This is a genomic window from Nocardia donostiensis (assembly GCF_002081715.1).
GTDB classification, from domain to species: Bacteria; Actinomycetota; Actinomycetes; order Mycobacteriales; family Mycobacteriaceae; genus Nocardia; species Nocardia donostiensis.
Genome location: NZ_MUKP01000013.1, coordinates 115,593 through 134,299, shown reverse-complemented (window position 1 = coordinate 134,299; position 18,707 = coordinate 115,593). Strand labels below are relative to the sequence as shown.

General features: G+C 67.0%; 22 protein-coding genes. 19 read left to right on the top strand and 3 right to left on the bottom strand.

The window, feature by feature from the left end; all coding sequences use genetic code 11:
- The 8 genes from B0T44_RS11645 to B0T44_RS11610 form a co-directional block, all read left to right on the top strand.
- Positions 1-687 (top strand): glutamyl-tRNA reductase (locus B0T44_RS11645; RefSeq protein WP_497006600.1); only part of this gene is annotated, 687 nt, incomplete at its 5' end.
- A 40-nt stretch (positions 688-727) separates the two neighbouring features.
- A complete protein-coding gene (hemC, locus tag B0T44_RS11640; protein WP_081511958.1) occupies positions 728-1,825 on the top strand; it encodes a hydroxymethylbilane synthase in 1,098 nt (365 codons plus the stop codon).
- Entirely contained in the window at positions 1,822-3,381 is a 1,560-nt protein-coding gene (locus tag B0T44_RS11635; protein WP_077119507.1) for a bifunctional uroporphyrinogen-III C-methyltransferase/uroporphyrinogen-III synthase, read from the top strand. Before hemC ends, B0T44_RS11635 begins: the two co-directional genes overlap by 4 nt.
- A 106-nt stretch (positions 3,382-3,487) precedes the next feature.
- On the top strand, positions 3,488-4,465 hold the full coding sequence (gene hemB / locus B0T44_RS11630; protein WP_077119565.1) for a porphobilinogen synthase: 978 nt from the start codon (positions 3,488-3,490) through the stop codon (positions 4,463-4,465).
- On the top strand, positions 4,462-4,959 hold the full coding sequence (locus tag B0T44_RS11625; RefSeq protein WP_254854227.1) for a hypothetical protein: 498 nt from the start codon (positions 4,462-4,464) through the stop codon (positions 4,957-4,959). The genes hemB and B0T44_RS11625 overlap by 4 nt, the downstream gene beginning before the upstream one ends.
- Before the next feature lie 326 nt (positions 4,960-5,285).
- Positions 5,286-5,804, top strand: a complete 519-nt coding sequence (gene mce1N / locus B0T44_RS11620) for a transport-regulating membrane protein Mce1N (RefSeq protein ID WP_077119505.1) — start codon at positions 5,286-5,288, stop codon at positions 5,802-5,804.
- A complete protein-coding gene (locus tag B0T44_RS11615) occupies positions 5,801-6,055 on the top strand; it encodes a hypothetical protein (RefSeq protein WP_077119503.1) in 255 nt (84 codons plus the stop codon). Before mce1N ends, B0T44_RS11615 begins: the two co-directional genes overlap by 4 nt.
- A gap of 87 nt (positions 6,056-6,142) precedes the next feature.
- Complete coding sequence (locus tag B0T44_RS11610) at positions 6,143-6,388, top strand: hypothetical protein (protein WP_139347927.1); 246 nt, start codon at positions 6,143-6,145, stop codon at positions 6,386-6,388.
- A 40-nt stretch (positions 6,389-6,428) separates the two neighbouring features.
- Here B0T44_RS11610 and B0T44_RS11605 read toward each other — a convergent pair whose 3' ends face one another.
- Positions 6,429-6,821 (bottom strand): hypothetical protein, encoded by a 393-nt coding sequence (locus tag B0T44_RS11605; protein WP_077119499.1) that lies wholly within the window; start codon positions 6,819-6,821, stop codon positions 6,429-6,431.
- A 227-nt stretch (positions 6,822-7,048) separates the two neighbouring features.
- On the opposite strand from B0T44_RS11605, the gene hemL reads away from it, so the two are divergent.
- From hemL to ccsB, 6 genes are all read left to right on the top strand, one after another.
- On the top strand, positions 7,049-8,386 hold the full coding sequence (gene hemL / locus B0T44_RS11600; RefSeq protein WP_077119498.1) for a glutamate-1-semialdehyde 2,1-aminomutase: 1,338 nt from the start codon (positions 7,049-7,051) through the stop codon (positions 8,384-8,386).
- 188 nt (positions 8,387-8,574) lie between these two features.
- A complete protein-coding gene (locus tag B0T44_RS11595; RefSeq protein WP_077119561.1) occupies positions 8,575-9,207 on the top strand; it encodes a histidine phosphatase family protein in 633 nt (210 codons plus the stop codon).
- Positions 9,204-9,830 carry a TlpA family protein disulfide reductase gene (locus tag B0T44_RS11590; protein ID WP_077119496.1) on the top strand — a complete coding sequence of 209 codons (627 nt, stop codon included), beginning with the start codon at positions 9,204-9,206 and terminating at the stop codon, positions 9,828-9,830. The genes B0T44_RS11595 and B0T44_RS11590 overlap by 4 nt, the downstream gene beginning before the upstream one ends.
- Before the next feature lie 190 nt (positions 9,831-10,020).
- Positions 10,021-10,887, top strand: coding sequence for a cytochrome c biogenesis CcdA family protein (locus B0T44_RS11585; protein WP_077119494.1), 867 nt, complete (start codon positions 10,021-10,023; stop codon positions 10,885-10,887).
- Positions 10,884-12,518, top strand: coding sequence for a cytochrome c biogenesis protein ResB (gene resB, locus B0T44_RS11580; RefSeq protein ID WP_077119491.1), 1,635 nt, complete (start codon positions 10,884-10,886; stop codon positions 12,516-12,518). The genes B0T44_RS11585 and resB overlap by 4 nt, the downstream gene beginning before the upstream one ends.
- The gene (gene ccsB / locus B0T44_RS11575) at positions 12,519-13,493 is read left to right on the top strand and encodes a c-type cytochrome biogenesis protein CcsB (RefSeq protein WP_077119489.1); all 975 of its coding nucleotides are present in this window, start codon (positions 12,519-12,521) and stop codon (positions 13,491-13,493) included. It abuts the gene before it with no gap.
- Positions 13,494-13,569: 76 nt separating this feature from the next.
- Here the strand turns inward: ccsB and B0T44_RS11570 are convergent, their stop codons facing one another.
- Both B0T44_RS11570 and B0T44_RS11565 read right to left on the bottom strand, forming a co-directional pair.
- Positions 13,570-14,712 (bottom strand): tyrosine-type recombinase/integrase, encoded by a 1,143-nt coding sequence (locus B0T44_RS11570; protein WP_077119486.1) that lies wholly within the window; start codon positions 14,710-14,712, stop codon positions 13,570-13,572.
- Positions 14,709-15,266 (bottom strand): helix-turn-helix domain-containing protein, encoded by a 558-nt coding sequence (locus B0T44_RS11565; protein ID WP_077119484.1) that lies wholly within the window; start codon positions 15,264-15,266, stop codon positions 14,709-14,711. Before B0T44_RS11565 ends, B0T44_RS11570 begins: the two co-directional genes overlap by 4 nt.
- Before the next feature lie 130 nt (positions 15,267-15,396).
- Here B0T44_RS11565 and B0T44_RS11560 point away from each other — a divergent pair, with 130 nt between their 5' ends.
- From B0T44_RS11560 to B0T44_RS11545, 5 genes are all read left to right on the top strand, one after another.
- Entirely contained in the window at positions 15,397-15,642 is a 246-nt protein-coding gene (locus tag B0T44_RS11560) for a helix-turn-helix transcriptional regulator (RefSeq protein ID WP_077119482.1), read from the top strand.
- Between the two features lie 98 nt (positions 15,643-15,740).
- Positions 15,741-16,001, top strand: coding sequence for a hypothetical protein (locus B0T44_RS11555; RefSeq protein WP_077119480.1), 261 nt, complete (start codon positions 15,741-15,743; stop codon positions 15,999-16,001).
- The gene (locus tag B0T44_RS11550) at positions 15,998-16,342 is read left to right on the top strand and encodes a hypothetical protein (protein WP_077119478.1); all 345 of its coding nucleotides are present in this window, start codon (positions 15,998-16,000) and stop codon (positions 16,340-16,342) included. Before B0T44_RS11555 ends, B0T44_RS11550 begins: the two co-directional genes overlap by 4 nt.
- Before the next feature lie 75 nt (positions 16,343-16,417).
- Positions 16,418-16,639 carry a DUF6011 domain-containing protein gene (locus tag B0T44_RS28555; RefSeq protein WP_367946999.1) on the top strand — a complete coding sequence of 74 codons (222 nt, stop codon included), beginning with the start codon at positions 16,418-16,420 and terminating at the stop codon, positions 16,637-16,639.
- Positions 16,636-18,690 carry a DUF3631 domain-containing protein gene (locus B0T44_RS11545; protein ID WP_077119476.1) on the top strand — a complete coding sequence of 685 codons (2,055 nt, stop codon included), beginning with the start codon at positions 16,636-16,638 and terminating at the stop codon, positions 18,688-18,690. The genes B0T44_RS28555 and B0T44_RS11545 overlap by 4 nt, the downstream gene beginning before the upstream one ends.
- Positions 18,691-18,707 lie beyond the last annotated feature (17 nt).

Here is an 18,707-nt window from a genome sequence, read left to right as displayed (position 1 = left end):
ACCGGCGCGGTCGGTGCGGTGATCACGCTGGCCGACACCCATAACGCCTTGGCCGACCGGGATCGTACCGGTCAGCGGCCGCTGGTCTTCTGCGATCTCGGCCTGCCCCGCGATGTGGAGCATGCGGTGACCGGGCTGCCCGGCGTGACCGTGATCGATATCGAGACCCTGCAGCGCGACCCGGCCGCGGGAGCTGCGGCCGACGACACCGCCGCTGCGCGCACCATTGTCGCCGACGAGCTCGCCAAATACCTCGCCGGCCAGCGGATGGCCGAGGTCACACCCACGGTGGCGGCGCTGCGTCAGCGCGCGGCCGAAGTGGTCGAAGCCGAACTGCTGCGCCTGGATTCGCGGCTACCCGGGCTGGCCGATCCCGAACGTGACGAGGTGGCCCGCACGGTCCGCCGGGTGGTGGACAAACTGCTGCACGCGCCCACGGTGCGGGTCAAACAGCTGGCCACCACCCCCGGTGGTGACAGCTATGCCGAGGCGTTGCGCGAATTGTTCGAACTCAAACCAGGGGCGGCTCAAGCGGTTGCCGCGCCCATGGAGATCACGCCGCCCGTGCCGTTGGGCGGACTCAGTGGTGCCGGACAGCAGGGCCGAGCAGGCCGCGACGGTGAGGTCGTGCTCGCCGACGATTTCACCCCCGGACACCAGGACGATGAACAGGAGCATTCGGCATGACCGTGTCAGGGCCCCACGGGCATGCGAAGGAGGGCACAGCATGACCATCCTGCAAGGAGAAGGCGACGTGCGCGGCGAGGTCCGCGACGACTCGCTGGAGCAGGCTCCGGGCGGTCGTACGCCATGGCGGATCGGCACCCGCGGGAGCCTGCTTGCGATGACGCAGGCGGGCACCGTACGAGACGCGCTGATCGCGGCCGGGCAGCCCGCCGAACTGGTACCGATCAAGACCCCGGGTGACCTATCGACCGAACCGGTGCAGACGATCGGTGTCGGGGTGTTCACCTCGGCGCTGCGCGATGAACTCGCCGCCGGAACGATCGATCTCGCGGTGCACTCCTACAAGGACCTGCCGACCGGGCCCGATCCGCGGTTCACCATCGCCGCCGTACCGCCCCGCGAGGACCCGCGCGATGCGCTGGTGGCCCGCAACGGGCTGGTATTGGGCGAGCTACCCGCAGGTTCCGTCATCGGCACCTCCGCCCCGCGCCGGGTGGCGCAGTTGCGCGCGCTCGGGCTTGGGCTCACCATCGTCCCGCTGCGCGGCAACCTGGTTTCCCGGTTGGCCAAGGTGCGAGAGGGTGAACTCGATGCGATCGTGGTCGCTCGCGCCGGGCTGGCCAGGATCGAACAGCTGGACGCCGTCACCGAGGTCATGGAGCCGGTGCAGATGCTGTCCGCGCCCGCGCAGGGTGCACTTGCGGTGGAGTGTCGATCCGACGACACCGAGCTGATCGAGATCCTGCAGGGGCTGGACGATCCCGCTGCCCGCGTGGCCGTCACCGCCGAACGCGCATTGCTCGCCGAACTGGAGGCGGGCTGCACCGCACCCGTCGGTGCGATCGCCGAGGTGGTCGAATCACTCGACGACGAGGGCCGGGTCATCGAAGAATTGTCGCTGCGCGGCTGCGCCGCCGCTATCGACGGTTCGAACGTATTGCGGGCCTCGGTGGTGGGCGCAACCGCCGACGCAGCCGAACTCGGCCGCTCACTTGCCCGTGAGCTGCTGGATCTCGGCGCGCGCGAGCTACTCGCCGCTGAGGGAACCGGCCGGCTCGCCGGCGTGCGAACCGGCCAGGCGGAAGCCGATACCGCCACGGACTTCACCGAACCCAGTCCAATGGAGAACAACCGATGAGTCGAGCCAGCAAGAAGCATCCGGGGCGGATCCTTTTCGTGGGGTCGGGTCCGGGCGACCCGGCATTGCTGACCATGCGATCACGTGAGGTGCTCGGCCGGGCAACGCTCGCGTTCACCGATCCCGATGTGGACTCCGGCGTGCTCGCCCTGATCGGGACCGAGGTCGAGCCTGGGCCCGACGGCGAACGTCCGGTGGACGTGCGCCCGGCGCTGGGGGAGCCCGCCGAGGTGGCCAAAACGCTGATCGCCGAGGCTCGCGCGGGCCACGATGTGGTGCGTGTGGTCGCCGGTGATCCGTTGACAACCGACGCGGTGATCGCCGAAGTCACCACGGTCACCCGCTCCCATATCGTGTTCGAGGTGCTGCCCGGCCTGCCCAGCGGTTCCACGGTGCCGAGTTACGCCGGTATCGCGCTCGGCTCCGCGCACACCGAGGCCGATGTGCGCGGCGAAGTCAACTGGGCAGCGCTGGCCGCCGCGCCGAGCCCGCTGGTACTGCATGCCACCTCCGGCCATCTGGCCGAAACGGCGAGCGCGCTGGTGGAGCACGGGATGGCGCCGCAGACGCCGGTCGCGGTGACCGTGCGCGGCACCACCCGCCAGCAGCGCACCATCGAGGCCACGCTGGCCACCCTGAACAGCGCTGCTTCTGAACTGGTCGGTCCATTGGTGGTGACCATCGGCAAGGCGGTCGCTCAGCGGTCGAAGATGTCGTGGTGGGAATCGCGCGCACTGTACGGCTGGACAGTACTGGTGCCGCGCACCAAGGATCAGGCCGCCGAAATGAGCGAGCGGCTGGTCACCCACGGCGCCATCCCGATGGAAGTACCGACCATCGCGGTGGAACCCCCGCGCAGCCCAGCGCAGATGGAGCGCGCGGTCAAGGGCCTGGTCGACGGCCGCTACCAGTGGGTGGTTTTCACCTCCACCAACGCGGTCCGCGCCGTGTGGGAGAAGTTCGCCGAGTTCGGGCTGGACGCGCGGGCGTTCTCCGGTGTGAAGATCGCCTGCGTCGGCGAGGCCACCGCAGACAAGGTGCGGTCCTTCGGGATAAACCCGGAGCTGCTGCCCAGCGGTGAACAGTCCTCGCTCGGCCTGCTCGCCGATTTTCCGCCGTACGACGACGTGTTCGATCCGGTGAACCGGGTGCTGCTGCCGCGCGCCGATATCGCCACCGAAACCCTGGCCGAGGGCCTGCGCGACCGCGGCTGGGAAATCGACGATGTCACCGCCTACCGCACCGTGCGCGCGTCGCCGCCGCCCGCGGAGACCCGTGAGATGATCAAGACCGGCGGTTTCGACGCCGTCCTGTTCACTTCGTCCTCCACGGTCCGCAACCTGGTCGGTATCGCGGGCAAACCGCACGCCCGCACCATCGTCGCCTGCATCGGCCCCAAAACGGCCGAGACAGCGGTCGAATTCGGCCTGCGCGTCGATGTGCAGCCCGAAGTCGCCCAGGTCGGTCCACTGGTGGAAGCGCTCGCCGAACACGCCGCCCGGCTGCGCGCCGAAGGCCTGCTACCCCCGCCCCGCAAGAAGAGCCGGCGCAGGTAATAGCGGCGCGCTCGGCACGCGCGTTCGCGGCCCCCTCGAGGGGGCCGCAAACCCGCCGCGCCGGAGGCGCGGCAATCAAACACAGTATGGTGCTGACATGACCGGAATGACCGGAATCGAACGACCGCGGCGGCTGCGGCGCACGCCAGCGCTGCGGCGGCTGGTTGCCGAAACCTCCTTGGAGCCCAGGCATCTGGTGCTGCCGATGTTCGTGGCCGATGGGCTGGATGAACCTCGTGACATCAGCTCCATGCCCGGTGTGCAGCAGCATTCGATGGATTCACTGCGTAAGGCCGCCGCTGATGCGGTGTCCGCGGGTGTCGGTGGTCTCATGCTGTTCGGGGTGCCGCGTGCCGAAGACAAGGACGCCCTCGGCAGTCAGGCCAGTGATCCGAACGGGATCCTGAACCGGGGGTTGCGCGCTCTCGCCGAGGAAGTCGGCTCGGACACTGTCGTCATGGCCGATACCTGCCTGGACGAGTTCACCGATCACGGACACTGCGGTGTGCTCACATCCGGCGGTGCGGTGGACAACGATGCCACGGTGGACCGGTATGTCCAGATGGCGCTGGCCCAGGCCGAAGCGGGCGCGGATCTGTTGGGCACCAGCGGCATGATGGACGGCCAGGTCGGTGCGATCCGGGCCGGGCTGGACGCTGCGGGCCACCCAGATACCGGCATTCTCGCTTACGCCGCGAAGTACGCCTCCGCGTTCTACGGCCCGTTCCGTGAGGCGGTCGCCTCGTCGCTGCAGGGTGACCGCCGCACCTACCAACAGGATGCGGCCAACCGTCGCGAATCGATCCGGGAACTGGAACTGGATCTGGCCGAGGGCGCCGATATTGTCATGGTCAAACCGGCCATGTCCTATCTGGATATTTTGCGCGATGTGGCCGACCGGTCCACGGTCCCCGTCGCGGCTTATCAGATATCCGGCGAATACGCGATGATTACCGCTGCCGCCGAACGCGGCTGGATCGATCGCCGGGGCGCGATCATCGAGTCGCTGACCGGTATCCGCCGGGCGGGCGCGGATATCGTGCTCACCTACTGGGCGACCGAGGCAGCGCACTGGCTGTCGTGAGTAGTCCAGCAGACAAAATCCCCGGGGATGTGGCCACCGCCCGGCAATTATGGTGGGGCGTTATCGGCTTGGGGCTCGTGCAGTTGGCTGCCTCCATGATCGAGGCACTGGGACTGCGCGAGGAGTTCACCGCCGACATACTGGAACAGGCGCATACCACCGATCCGCAGCTGACTTCGGCAACAGCCGGGCTCATGGTGTCGATAGCGTTCGTGATGGTCGGCATTATCGGCGTGGTTGTCGCGGTGGTGGCCGCGGTGATCGTGCATCAGCTCGGCCGCGGCAAAATCTGGGCCAGAACGGTGATGACTTTCGCCGGGGTGTGGCTGGTTTTCATGGCGATCGGCACCATGTTCGCCCTCGACGCGGTGAGCGGAGCGGCGTCGCTGGTCGCGGGTGCGGCGTCGATCGTGCAGGGGGTGCTCGCGGCTGGAGCGATATACCTTTGTTACCGTCCGGAATCGGCCCGATACTTTCAGCGACGGCAACAGTGAACGACGCGGGGAACCAACGCGGAGTTTGTACGCGGTATTATGCGATGTACAGTGAGGGCTGTCACAGTAGACATGCGAACCGGGATTCGCTGGCAAACGTTCGGCAGGGCCGGGCGAACCGGCACTCCGGGGATCGGAGGCAGCAATGCGAGTGGTGATCCAGCAGCCGCAGAGCATTCGGCGGGATCTGCTCGTACTGAGCTTGCTGATCCTGTTCGGTATCCTCACCGTCGCTGTCCTGTTGCTCCCCAGCATCGCCGGCTAGACCAGCTCCGGCATCCTCCGCGGGTCCTCCGCGCTGTCACCTACCTGCCCAGGAGCCTGTCGTGACCGGTACGCCGGATGTGCTGTTCGCCGAACCGGGCGGCCGCTGGCGCACCGTGGCATACGGGCCCGCGCTCTGCCTGGCCGTCCTGATCGCAGAACTGATCACCGACAGCCCGGTCCCCTGGTTCGGGCTGCTGTTCTGCGCCACGCTGCTCGCGGGCTTCGTTGCCCTGCAGGTGGTGGCCGCTCGCAGGCACGCCAGCGTCGAACTCACCTCGGACGCGCTGCGCAACGGCACCGAAACCGTTCCGCTCAGTACCATCGACGCGGTGCTGCCCGAAGCGGACGAGCAGAGCTGGGACGACGAACCATGGGACAAGGCGCGTACGCTCGGCGAATTGACCGGGATCCCGCGCCGCCGCACCGGTATCGGTCTGCGCCGCACCGACGGTGAAGTAGTGCGGGCATGGGCGCGGGACCATCGCGGTCTGCGGGCTGCGCTGGATGCCGCGCTGGACCGGCCTGCCGTAGACCCGGTAGCGAATGACTTGGCAGGCGAGAACGGATCGCAGCGTTGACCAGGCCGATCGCCATCACTGTCGAAGCAGTGGCCGCTGCGCTCTGCGTCGCAGTTGCCGCGCTGTGCTGGAGCCGCGGCGTGCACACCACCGAATTCGCGGCGATCGGCAGGGTCCCAGCATTCACCGCAACCCACTACTCCGGGCCCTGGCTGGTGCTGGCCACCACATTGATCGCGGTTGCCGGGCTGCTCGCCGTCGACGCCGTGACCCGCGCCGTGCGTGCTGTCCGCGCCAACCATTCGGAGTGAAAACCGCATACCGGTCGGAATTTTTTGCGGCGCATCAATTTTCGGTTATTTTTTCCCCAAGGGGGATTCGAACGAGAAATGGATGATATGAACCGGCTTGTCGTGAAACTCTGCGCCGGCGCCGCTGTGGCCGCCGCAATCGGATTCGGCGCGGCGCCCACCGCGGGCGCACAGGGAATTCCGCTGGACCCCGCGGCCCCCGCCGCGACGGATACCACCCCGGTCGAGGCCGCCCCGATTTTCGTGCCCGAAACCGGTTCGGCCGCGCCCTACAACAATTTCATGTGCCTGCTGCACACTGTTTCGGCATCCGCGCCGTGCATGTACACCTGAATTTCAGCGAGTAGCTCGAACCAACTCCCCGCACGGGCCGTCAGTTCCAGTGCTGGTAGATATCGAGCAGCCTGCCGTTGCGGGTTCCGGGCGCGTTCAGGTAGACGGTGACGTTGCCACCCTGATTCGCCGCCTCCAGCATCACTCGGCGCAGCGAGGCATGCACGCCGCCGGAGTCGTCCCGGTAGATCTTCGTCTCGCGGTGCAGCCGCGCGCCGATCCGATTCGCCGGGACGGCCAGCCCGACCAGTGCCGGCATCGGCCCGGCCGCCAGCGCTGCGGTTTCGGCGTGGCTGAGCCGGACACCTGCCCGGGCGTGCTCGACGTCGATGACAGGCTCTGCGGCAGCAGCGGTCCCCGCCCCGGCGGCGGCCACGACCCCGGCTGTGATGAACAGGGCGAACAGAACAGCGCTGCTGATGGCGATCCGCAAGGCGTCCCTCCAGGGCGAGTGATAGGGCGGTGGTATGCCGCGTCGTCGCAGGTCACCCTACGCACCGGCCTCCGTTTGCTCGCCGATTTCGAAACGGGCGCGCCGCGCTGTGTCGCTGATCGGCGTGTTGTTTACCGGCGTGTCAATGCTGCGGGGAGGTGGGGTGTGCGTCACCCCACTACACCCTGTCGTCGACCGGAGCGGGACCGGCTGCCAGACTGGAGGCCGTGAGTTCTTCTCCGCGCGTGGACAGGGCAACGGTGCCGGTCTCCAGTCAGCTCTTCCGACGGGCCGAGGCAGTCACCCCCGGCGGTGTCAACTCCCCGGTGCGGGCCTTCGGTGCCGTGGGCGGCACACCGCGCTTCATCGCCTCGGCCAACGGCTGCATGCTCACCGACACCGACGGCAACGACTATGCCGACCTGGTGTGCTCATGGGGGCCGATGATCCTCGGGCACGCGCACCCCGACGTCGTCGCGGCGGTGCAGCGGGCGGCCACCACCGGTCTGTCGTTCGGCGCGCCGACCGAGGCCGAGATCGAACTCGCCGAACGCATCGTGGCCCGGGTCGCGCCGGTTGAGCAGGTGCGGTTGGTGAACTCCGGCACCGAGGCCACCATGAGCGCGATCCGGTTGGCCCGCGGTTTCACCGGCCGGACCAAGATCGTCAAATTCGCAGGCTGCTATCACGGGCATGTCGACGCTCTGCTCGCCGACGCCGGTTCCGGTGTCGCCACCTTCAGCCTGCCCACCTCGCCAGGTGTCACCGGCGCTCAAGCGGCCGACACCATTGTGGTGCCCTACAACGACATCGACGCCGTCGCCGCTGCCTTCGACGCCAATCCGGGCGAGATCGCGGCCGTGATCACCGAGGCGGCCGCGGGCAATATGGGTGCGGTTGCGCCGCGGCCCGGCTTCAATGCGGGCCTGCGCGAAATCACCGAACGGCACGGCGCGCTGCTGATCATGGACGAGGTGATGACCGGGTTCCGGGTGAGCCCGTCTGGTTGGTTCGGTCGCGACGGTATCGCGGGTGACCTGTACACCTTCGGCAAGGTGATGAGCGGTGGGCTGCCCGCTGCCGCATTCGGCGGCCGGGCCGAGATCATGTCGAAGCTGGCTCCGCTGGGTCCCGTCTACCAGGCAGGCACCCTGTCCGGTAACCCTGTTGCGGTCGCCGCGGGTCTGGCGACGCTGCGCGCCGCCGACGACGCGGTGTACGCGGCGCTGGACCGCAACGCCGCACGCCTCGGCACCCTGCTCACCGAGGCGCTGACCGGCGCGGGGGTGGCGCATCAGGTCCAGTTCGCGGGCAATATGGTGAGCGTGTTCTTCGCCGATGCTCCGGTCACCGACTACGCCTCCGCCAAGGCGAGCCAGACCTGGCGTTATCCAGACTTCTTCCATGCGCTGCTCGACGGCGGGGTGTACGCGCCGCCGAGCGCGTTCGAGGCATGGTTTGTGTCCGCGGCGCTCGACGAGGACGCTTTCGCCCGTATCGCCGCCGCCCTGCCCGCCGCCGCCGAAGCTGCCGCGGGCGCGACACCCGAAGGAACCCGCGCGTGAACCAGCCCGATTCCGAGCGCGACCCAGCCGCGACCCCCACCGGCAATCCGGACGCCGGCCCCGTAGGCCGTTCCGGAACCGACGACACCACTCGAGCTGCCGCAGCCTCGGAGGCAGTGGAAACGGTGCAGACCGTAGCTGCCGCGGGCGGCCTCTCCGCCCCCGAGGGCGTCGGCACCGACGACGCTCTGTCGGTGGAAACCATCGTGCACGTAGTGCGGCACGGCGAAGTGCACAACCCCAAGGGCATCCTCTACGGACGGCTGCCCGGTTTCGGGCTGTCGGTGACCGGCCGCGCGCAGGCGGACACCGTGGCCCGCACGCTGGCCGACCACGATATCGCCGTGGTCATCGCCTCGCCGCTGCAGCGGGCGCAGGAAACCGCCGAACCCATCGCCGAACAGCACGGGCTTGGGGTGCGCACCGACGAAAACCTGATCGAGGCGGGCAACACCTTCGAGGGTTTGCGGGTTTCGGTCGGCGACGGCGCGCTACGCAAACCCCGGCACTGGTGGAAGCTGCGTGACCCGTTCACCCCGTCATGGGGCGAGCCGTATCTACAGGTCGCGCATCGGATGCTGGCCGCGGTGAACAAGGCTCGGGTGGAGGCGGCGGGCCGCGAGGCGGTGCTGGTCTCGCATCAGCTGCCGGTGTGGACGCTGCGCCGGTTCCTGCAGGGGCAGCGGCTGTGGCACGATCCGCGGCAGCGGCAGTGCTCACTTGCCTCGCTCACTTCGCTGGTTTACCGGGGCGACACACTCGTCGATATCGTCTACTCCGAGCCCGCGGGAGGTTCGGACCCCACGGTGCACGGCGCATGAGACTGTCGATCCCGTTGCCGCGTCGGGGCCGGTTGCTCCCGGTCCTGCTCGCCTGCGTCTGCCTGGTCGACGCGCTGGCCGGATGCTCCACGGGGTCGGACGCGGTGTCGTCCGGCGGCACCTTCGAGTTCGTCTCGCCCGGTGGCCGGACCGATATCTTCTACGATCCGCCTGCTTCCCGCGGCACCATCGGCGAACTGTCCGGATCGGACCTGATGAACGAGGGCGAAACCGTCTCGGTGTCCGATTTCCCCGGTCAGGTGGTGGTGATCAACCTGTGGGGGCAGTGGTGCGGGCCGTGCCGCGCCGAGGCGCCCGCGCTGGAACAGGTCTATGAACAGACCAAGGATCTGGGTGTGGCATTCCTCGGCATCAATGTCCGTGACCTGCAGCGAGACAAGGCGCAGGATTTCGTGATCGACAACAAGGTCGGCTATCCGTCGATCTACGACCCGTCGATGCGCACCCTGCTCGCGCTCGGGGGTGACTTCCCGACCAGCGTCATCCCGACCACCCTTGTGCTCGATCGCGACCATCGTGTGGCCGCGGTGTTCCTGCGGGCGCTACTGGCCGAAGATCTGCTGCCGGTGGTACAGAGAGTCGCAGCGGAAGGTGTGCGATGAAAAGCTTCCGATCGCGCGGAGTGCGCCGGTACGGCTCGGGTAGGCCGCCGCACGGGGTGCGGGCCGAGGTACTGGTGCGGTCGCCGCTCGGTTCCTGGGTGTTGCGGCCCGCGGTGCCCTCGGGACCGGACCGCAGGGTGACCGGATCACGTCCGTCGGGTGAGCGCGGCCGAACGGACCGAGGCCCACGATGACAGTGCTGGCCGGGGTGGGTGAATCGTTTCAGCAGACGGCGGCCTCGGGTCCGCTGCTGCTGGCGCTCGGCGCCTGCCTGCTGGCCGGGCTGGTGTCGTTCGCATCGCCGTGCGTGGTACCGCTGGTTCCCGGTTATCTGTCCTACCTGGCCGGGTTGGTCGGCGCGCAGTCGCCGCCCGCGACGGTTGCCGAGGCCGAGCGGGCGCGCGATGATAAAAGCGCGCGGCCTGCGGGTGGTGCGGCTGTCGTCGCCGAACCGGTGCGGACCGGGAACGGGCGGATCCGGGTCGCGGGGGCGGCGGGATTGTTCGTCGCCGGTTTCACCGTAGTGTTCGTGCTGGCCACCGCCACTGTTTTCGGCGTGATCCAGACGTTGAACATGAACCGGGAGCTGCTGCAACGGCTCGGCGGCGTAGTGACCATCGTGATGGGTTTGGCGTTCCTCGGTCTCATCCCGGCGCTGCAGCGCGATACCCGGCTGGAGCCGCGCAGGCTGACCAGTATCGCGGGTGCACCACTGCTGGGCGGTGTTTTTGCGCTCGGCTGGACCCCCTGCCTTGGGCCGACCCTGTCCGGGGTGATGGCGGTCGCCGCGGGCACCGACGGCACCACCGCGGTCCGCGGTGTCGCCCTTATCATCGCCTACTGCGTTGGCCTCGGGCTGCCGTTCGTGATCCTGGCCTTCGGATCGGCCAGCGCACTGCGCGGAGTCGGCTGGTTGCGCCGTAACTCCAGAGCCATTCAGGTGATCGGTGGACTGCTGCTGATCGCGGTGGGGGTCGCGCTGGTCACCGGCGCCTGGGACCAGTTCGTCGCGTGGGTGCGGGACGCATTCGTCGCCGAGGTGACGCTGCCGATATGACCGTGACCGACCGGCCCGCCGCTCCCGCGCGCCCGCCTCGCCAATCGCTGCCCGGCCGCGCCTGGGCGTTCGTGCGTAACAGCTGGCGCGGGCTCACCAGCATGCGCACCGCGCTGGTGCTGCTGTTCCTGCTGGCCTTGGCCGCCATCCCCGGCGCCCTGCTGCCCCAGCGCAACCTCAACGAACAGAAGGTCGCCGACTACATCGCCGACCGGCCGAGGATTGGTCCGTGGATGGACCGGTTCGAACTGTTCGACGTGTTTTCCAGCTTCTGGTTCACCGCTATCTACGTGCTGCTGTTCATCTCGCTGGTGGGCTGCATCCTGCCTCGGTCGGTGGATCACTTCCGTGCGCTGCGCACCCCGCCGGTACGAGCGCCGCGCAACCTGTCCCGGCTGCCGCACCACCACGCCACCACCGTCACCGCCACCCCCGACGCGGTGATCGAGCAGGCCCGTGCGCGGTTGCGCGGGTGGCGGACCGAGGTGCGGCCGGGGGAACGCGACGGCGAGCTGACCCTGTCCGCGGAAAAGGGCTACACCCGCGAACTCGGCAACCTGGTGTTCCATCTGGCGCTGGTCGGGCTGCTGGTGGCGATCGCAGCAGGCAAAATGTTCGGCTACGAGGGCCAGGTCATTGTGATCGCCAACAACGGCCCCGGCATCTGCACCACCTCACCCGCGGTATTCGACTCGTTCCGCACCGGCAATGTCAACGACGGCACCGGGATGACTCCGATCTGCGTCCGGGTGAAGGATTTCCGAGCCGACTACCTGGACAACGGTCAAGCCGAGATGTTCACCTCGAATATCGCCTATCAGGCGGGCGAGGACCTCACCACCGGCACCTGGCGCGACACCACCCTCCGGGTCAATCACCCGCTCCGAGTCGGCGGCGACCGCGTGTACCTGCAGGGACACGGTTACGCCCCCACCTTCACCGTCACCTTCCCGGGCGGGCAGACCCGTACCGAAACCATCCAGTGGCAGCCGACGGATATGCAGACCTTCCTGTCGGCCGGTGTGCTGCGCATCGACCCGCCCGGCGGGCTGTATGCCACGGAGGAGGAGCGGCGTAAGAACCAGATCGCGATCGAGGGCCTGTTCGCGCCCACGGCGAGTTTCCACGGTTCGCTGCTGTCGTCGTCGTATCCGGCGATGACCGATCCGGCGGTAGCGATCGACATCTATCGCGGTGACACCGGGCTGGACACTGGCCGCTCGCAGTCGCTGTTCGCGCTGGACCAGGAGCTGATCCGGCAGGGCAGGCTGACCAAGGAAACCCGGACCAATCTGCGTCCCGGTGAGACGGCGACACTGTCCAACGGGGTGCAGGTGACTTTCGACGGTGCGGAGGAGTTCGTCAACCTGCAGGTATCGCATGACCCGGCGCAGCAGTGGGTGCTGGTGAGCGCGCTCGCCATGATGGGCGGCCTGCTGGTGTCGCTGCTGGTTTCGCGGCGACGGATCTGGCTCCGGGTGGTCCCGAAGGGTACCGTTGACCAACGACAAGCCGTAGTAGAGATGGGCGGGCTGGCCAGAACCGACCAGGCAGGCTGGGGCGGAGAATTCGACCGCCTGCGCACGCGGCTGCTGGACCAGCCGGACGGCAAGAGCACGGGAGATGGATAAATGCCGATCGATGAGACCCTCGCCGGCTACAGCGACCTCGCCTTCAAATCGGCGATCGTCGTCTACGCGCTGGTGCTGGTGCTGCTGATCGTGCAGTACGCCTCGGCGCGGACCAAACAGGTCGTCGAGCGCGAACTCGTGCCCGTAGGCGGCGAAAAACCGCCCACCGCGCCGGACGGGCCGGGCAAAATCACCGAGACACCGCGCCCACCGCTATCGGAGCGCGCGGGCAATATGGCGTTCTCCGTGCTGTTCGTGGCGATCGCGCTGCATGTGCTCTCGATCGTGTTGCGCGGGTTTGCCACCGGCCGGTTCCCGCTCGGCAATATGTACGAATTCGTCACCATGGCGTGCGCGGCCGCCACAGTGGTCGGCATCGTGTTCATGCGGGATGCGCGGTACCGCTCCATGTGGGTGTTCCTGCTGGTGCCGATGCTGATCCTGATGTTCCTGGCGGGCACCGTGCTGTATGCCGACGCTGCGCCCGTCGTCCCGGCCCTGCGGTCGTTCTGGCTGCCGCTGCACGTGACGATCGTCAGCGTCGGCAGCGGCGTGTTCCTGGTTTCGGGTGTGGCGAGCCTGCTGTTCCTGTACCGGCTGCGTCAGCCAGACGGCGCGGAGGCGAACAATATCCTCGGCACCATCGCCCGCCGCCTACCGGACGCCCGCATGCTGGACCGGCTCGCCTACCGCACCACCATCGTCGGTTTCCCACTGTTCGGCGCGGGCGTCATTCTGGGCGCGATCTGGGCCGAAGCGGCCTGGGGCAGGTTCTGGGGCTGGGACCCGAAGGAGACCTGCTCGTTCATCGCATGGGTGCTCTACGCCGCATACCTGCACGCACGCGCCACCTCCGGCTGGCGCGACACCAAGGCCGCCTGGATCAATATCGCGGCCTTCGTGGCGATGCTGTTCAACCTGTTCATCATCAACATGGTGATCAGCGGTCTGCACAGCTACGCGGGACTGAGCTGAGGTGCCCTGACCTGCGAGAACAGCTATCCGGGTACCAGTGACGATCCCCCGGGTACGCAGTGAGTACGCAGTACTTCTAGGCAGTGGCTACTGTCCGCTCTCGCAGCACATCACCGACCGCGGTTCGTGTCGCTTCGTCGGCGTCCGGCCACAGATGTGCGTAGTAGCGGAGCGTGGTCATGGCGCTGCCGTGACGCATCCTCGCCTGAACAGTCTTGATATCGGCGCCCTTCGCAATGAGAAGGCTCGCGTAGTAGTGCCGCAAGTCGTGAAAGCTGAACGACTCCGGCAGATCTGCCACCGTCGCCTTGGCGGTGCGGAGATGGTTACGCAGCGTCCAAGGCGAGACCGGCTTGCCCACCTCATTACAGAGCAGATGCACGCCCGGCCACTGCTTCACCGACGCCGACAACATCAGCGCCAGTTCGGACGGGATCGGCACCGGTGCGTCGCTGGCGTCGGTTTTGAGTGGCTGGTCCTTCCATTGCTGCTTGGGATGGACGACGCCGCGAATGAAATCCACGTCAGCGACCTGTAGCTGTGACACCTCCGCAATCCGAAGGCCAGCGAACGCACCGAGCAGGATCGCGACCCGAAGGTGCTTCGGCATCGCGTCGTGGATCTGCCATATCTGTTCAGTGGTCGCGACATACACCTTCTGCTTGCCCGGCGGCGGCGAAGTGCGCCGCGAGCATGGGTTACGCGCCAAGATGCCATCGTGTACCGCGTCGCCGAGGATCTGCGCCAAGCGGGAGTGCAGCGAATAGACGTAGCTGTCGGCCAGTGGCTCAGCCTTCATCTTCGCGCACCAAGCCTTAACCATGGAGGGGCGCACGGCCGATAGCGGTAACTTGCCGAACTCCGCCGTGATCCGCCCGATATGCTGCTCCGCCAATTCGACAGTGCTGCCACGATGGCGCCGGTAACCCTTCACCCACTCGTCACACCACTGCTGGACGGTGATCTGGGCATTCTTCGGCGCCACGTGTGTGCCCTGCATGAGGGCGGCCGTCTGCTGGTCCAGCCACGCTTGAGCGTCGACCTTCCGCGCCCATCGCTTGGTGTATTCGTTGCCAGCGTCGTCGACGTACCGGCCGCGCCAACGTTTCCCCTTGCCGTACAGCTTGGATGGAACGCGCCGGACTGTCCCGTCGTCATCGCGCTCTTCCTTCGTCCAGAGGTCTTCAACTCCGGCCCGACGGTTGCGACGAGCAGTCATTTGCCCCGCCTATCTGCTTTCAGGGCTGCATTGTTGAGCGCGTCGACCACAATCGCACGCTGACGCACCCAATACGCAACTGTCTCGGCCTGCTGATTGAGATGCCTATCGGCCTCGTTGATCGCTTCCTCGTAAGTTTCGATCATCTCTTGCATCATCGACATAGAAATCAGGTGATCCTCCGGCCCCGGCCCGTAGAAGACGGACAGCGGTGGGACACCGAATACCTGTGCAAGCGCAATAGCTTCCGCCACGCGCAAGGGGCGCGTCCCTCGTTCGATTTTGGCGAGGGTGGTCTGGTGCATCTCGAAGCCGAAGTTGGTCAACTTCTCGGCCAGTTCCTCTTGCGACCAGCTACGTGCTTTCCGCCACTGGCGCACCTGGTCACCAAACCTTTTCTCGTAAGACTCGAAGGTTTCGCGCATCGCCTTCATGTGGCGTTGGCGCTCCGGCTCGTACTCCTCGGCGAGTTTCTGCGTGTGCTCCTCAAGCTCTTTTTGTCGGAGCTTCTGGAGGGTCTCGGCGTGCTCCTGCATCTCGGATTCATCAGACATACCAACGCACTCTAAGCGCCTCGAGCAAGTTCGCAAAGCGTCAGAAGCTTGCGCAAGCATCTGGCAACCGTATAGCCTCCCAAACGTAAGGCGCTTGAAGTTCAAGCGATAGACGCATGAAAGGCTTGGGATGGAGAAGACGCGGGCGGGCTCGGAGGTAACGAACCGGGTGCGCGAGATTTTGATTACGCGGGAAGTCGCGGAGCTGACCGGCATCCCGGAGGGCACGTTGAGGTTCTGGCGGCACAAGGGGGTAGGGCCAGCCTCCTTCACGCTCAATGCAAAGCGAGTGGTCTACCGACGCAGCGAAATTGAGCGCTGGATTGAAGAGCAGGAGGCGGCTACACGCCGGGGCGGCAACCCCGATGCCGCGTGATCGAAGAACAGCGCGCCAGACGAAATGCAAACGACCCGGGGCGGGGTAGGAGCCGCACCCGGGCCGGTAAACAGACCCACTCGCGAAAGAAGGACCTGATGAGCACCACGATAGACCACCCCACCCCCGAAGATCAGGCGGCCCGAGTCAGGCGCCGTGTCGCCGCCAGCATCGAGACATCGGACTTGATGCCCACCGATACCGCGGCCGCGCTCGACATCAGCTTGCGTCAGCTCGGTGACTATCTCGACGGCAAGCAGTCGTGGAACGTCGCTCAGCTGCTCTTGCTGGCGCAGCTGCTCGGTGTCGACCTGGTCGACTGGTTCGCCCCGGCCGCGGACGAGGAGGTGGCCCGGTGAGCGCGCCGACTACCCCCGAGCTCGCCGAAGTCCTCGGCGTCATCGTCCGTGACCCGCACGGAGATATCACCGTGGAGAACGGATGGATGCGAATCGGCACCGTTATCGACCGCACCGACCGCGACGGCACCGTGCACGTGGTCCCGCGCTTCGGCGTCGGCGGCAATGGCCTGGAGCGGTTGCTTGCCGTGGCGACGAGTGTCGCGGTCATGGGTCGGGGCGTTTCCCCGGCGTGGCGGTATCACCCCGAACTCGGCTGGGTGGTGTGCGTGGTCGTACGTGTCTCCGAGGCTGACGAGGAGGCCGGAGCGGCCGAGCAGCACAAAGAGCTAACCGGGTAGTCCCGGCACCCCTCAGACCACAACGGCCCGCCCTCGAAGCGGGGGCGGGCCGTTCAACGAAACAAGGAGTCCGAGATGACACCCAAGGCCACGGTACCACCCGATGGTGACGACTACGACGAGCGAGTGATCGACGCCGCTGACCGGCTGTTACGGGCTGCATTGCGGGGTAACACCTTTCGTCTCGCGGTTCAGTGCGATGTGTGCGGGACCTGGTTGACCAGCCCTGTGTCCGTGCGTCGACATCGTGGGCCGGTGTGTGACCGGCGGGCCCGGCGTAAGGGGGAGGTCGCGTGACGACGGCATACGAGCGACTTGTCGAGGCCCTGCAGCGGCACGGGTGCACGGTCGTCGACCGCGGTGACCACGGATCGGCAAGCACGCCGGGGCATTCAGCCGACGACCGGGGGACCACGTTCCGCAAGACCCCCAAGGGCGTGGTGATCTACGTCCACAACGGCGATCGCGAGCAGGTGCTTGCCGACCTCGGGTTGACTATGAGCGACCTCTATGACCGGCCGAAAGTCCCCTACGACTACCCGGATGGCCGGAAGGTGGTTCGGACCTACCGCGGGGGCCGGAAGTCTTTCACGCAGTCGGGAAACAAGACGGGCCGTGCTCTGTACGGATCGGATCAGCTGCCGGAAAACCGCGGTGCGCTGGTGCTGGTGGTCGAAGGCGAGAAGGACGTCGATACCGCCCGGGCCGTGGGCGCGTTCGCGGTAAGCCAAGCCCAGGGCGCGAGCACGCCGCCGGATCGGGCCGACTGGTCGCCGCTACAGGGGCGCCCTGTCCTAGTCGTCGCCGACAAGGACGAGGCGGGACGGAAGCGGGCCCAGCTGGTTGCTGACCATCTGACCGGCATCGCCGCGCGTGTCGATATCGCCGAGGCGAAGGCGGGCAACGATCTGTCCGACCACATCGCCGCGGACTACGACATAGGCGATCTGGTGGTCCGGGGAGCGCGACGGGAGCCGAACACGCCACAGCTGGACGGGGCGCAGATCCTCGACGACGTGCGGGCCGCGTTCCGCCGTTACGTGGTGCTGCCGAGCGCTCACGCCGAGGTTGCGGTATCGCTCTGGGTGGTCACAACCCATCTGACCCCGTGTTTCGAGTACGCCCCGCGGCTGGTGGCCCGATCCCCCGAGAAACGGTCGGGTAAGTCTCGGTTGCTCGAGGTCGCCGACGCGCTGGTGTATGAGCCGTTGCGGGCGGTGAATGCGACCGTCGCGTACATCTTCCGCAGTCTCGACGCCGATCCGCCCCCGACGTTGCTGTTCGACGAGGCCGACACGATCTTCGGGAGCAAGAAGGTCGCCGAGCAGAACGAAGACCTGCGCGGGTTGCTCAATGCCGGATTCCAGCGTGGTTTGCCGTTCGGGCGCACGGTCGGACCGAATCACATGCCCATGACGTTCGAGACGTTCGCCATGGCCGCACTCGCGGGTATCGGCCGGATGCCCGACACCATCGAAGACCGGGCGGTAGTGGTGGTGATGCGGCGCCGCAAGCCATCGGAAACCGTGGCGCCCTACCGGACCCGCCGCGACCGACCACCACTTGAGCAGCTGCGTCTGCGGATCGCCGAATGGGCGGCCGCGGTGAGTCCGGATCTCGAAGGGCACGAACCGGATGCGCTCGGAGTCGAAGACCGTGCCGCCGATGTCTGGGAGCCGTTGGTGTCGGTGGCCGACATGGCCGGTGGTGACTGGCCGCAGATGGCGCGTCGGGCCGCGAAAGCGATGGTGGAGGAAGCCAGAGCCGACGACGAAGCCTCCTCGACGAACGTGCAGCTGCTCGCCGACATCAAGGATGTGTTCGCCTCGATGCACGTCTCGTTCCTGAAATCCGCTGTGCTCTGCGATCAACTGCACCAGATCGAAGAGTCCCCATGGAAGCAATTCGAGCTGACCCCGTCCAAGCTCGGACACCGGTTGCGTGAGTACGGGATCAAGACCGGACACAACACCGCGAAAACCGAGCGCGGATACCGGATCGAAGACTTCCACGACGCGTTCGAACGCTACTTGTCCGCGTCTAGACCGTCCGAAGGCGTCCAAACCCGTCCAAATCACTCTGACCAGCATGAACAGTCGGACACCTTGAAAACGCCGGACACCTTCAAGGCGTCCGGGAATCCGAAGGCGTCCAACGAAATCCCCAGTTCAGACACCAAAAGGACGGGTCCGGACACCTTCGGACAGCATCCCGCCGGAAACCCGGCGAAACCCGGCGATCCGTGCACCGTGTGCGGCAACAGCATCGGTTACGCCGGGCTCGACACCGGACTGTGCCGACGCTGCCAAGAGGTAACCGCACCCGCCCTCGAGGAAGGCGCGGCGTGACCCCTGGGGAGGGACCC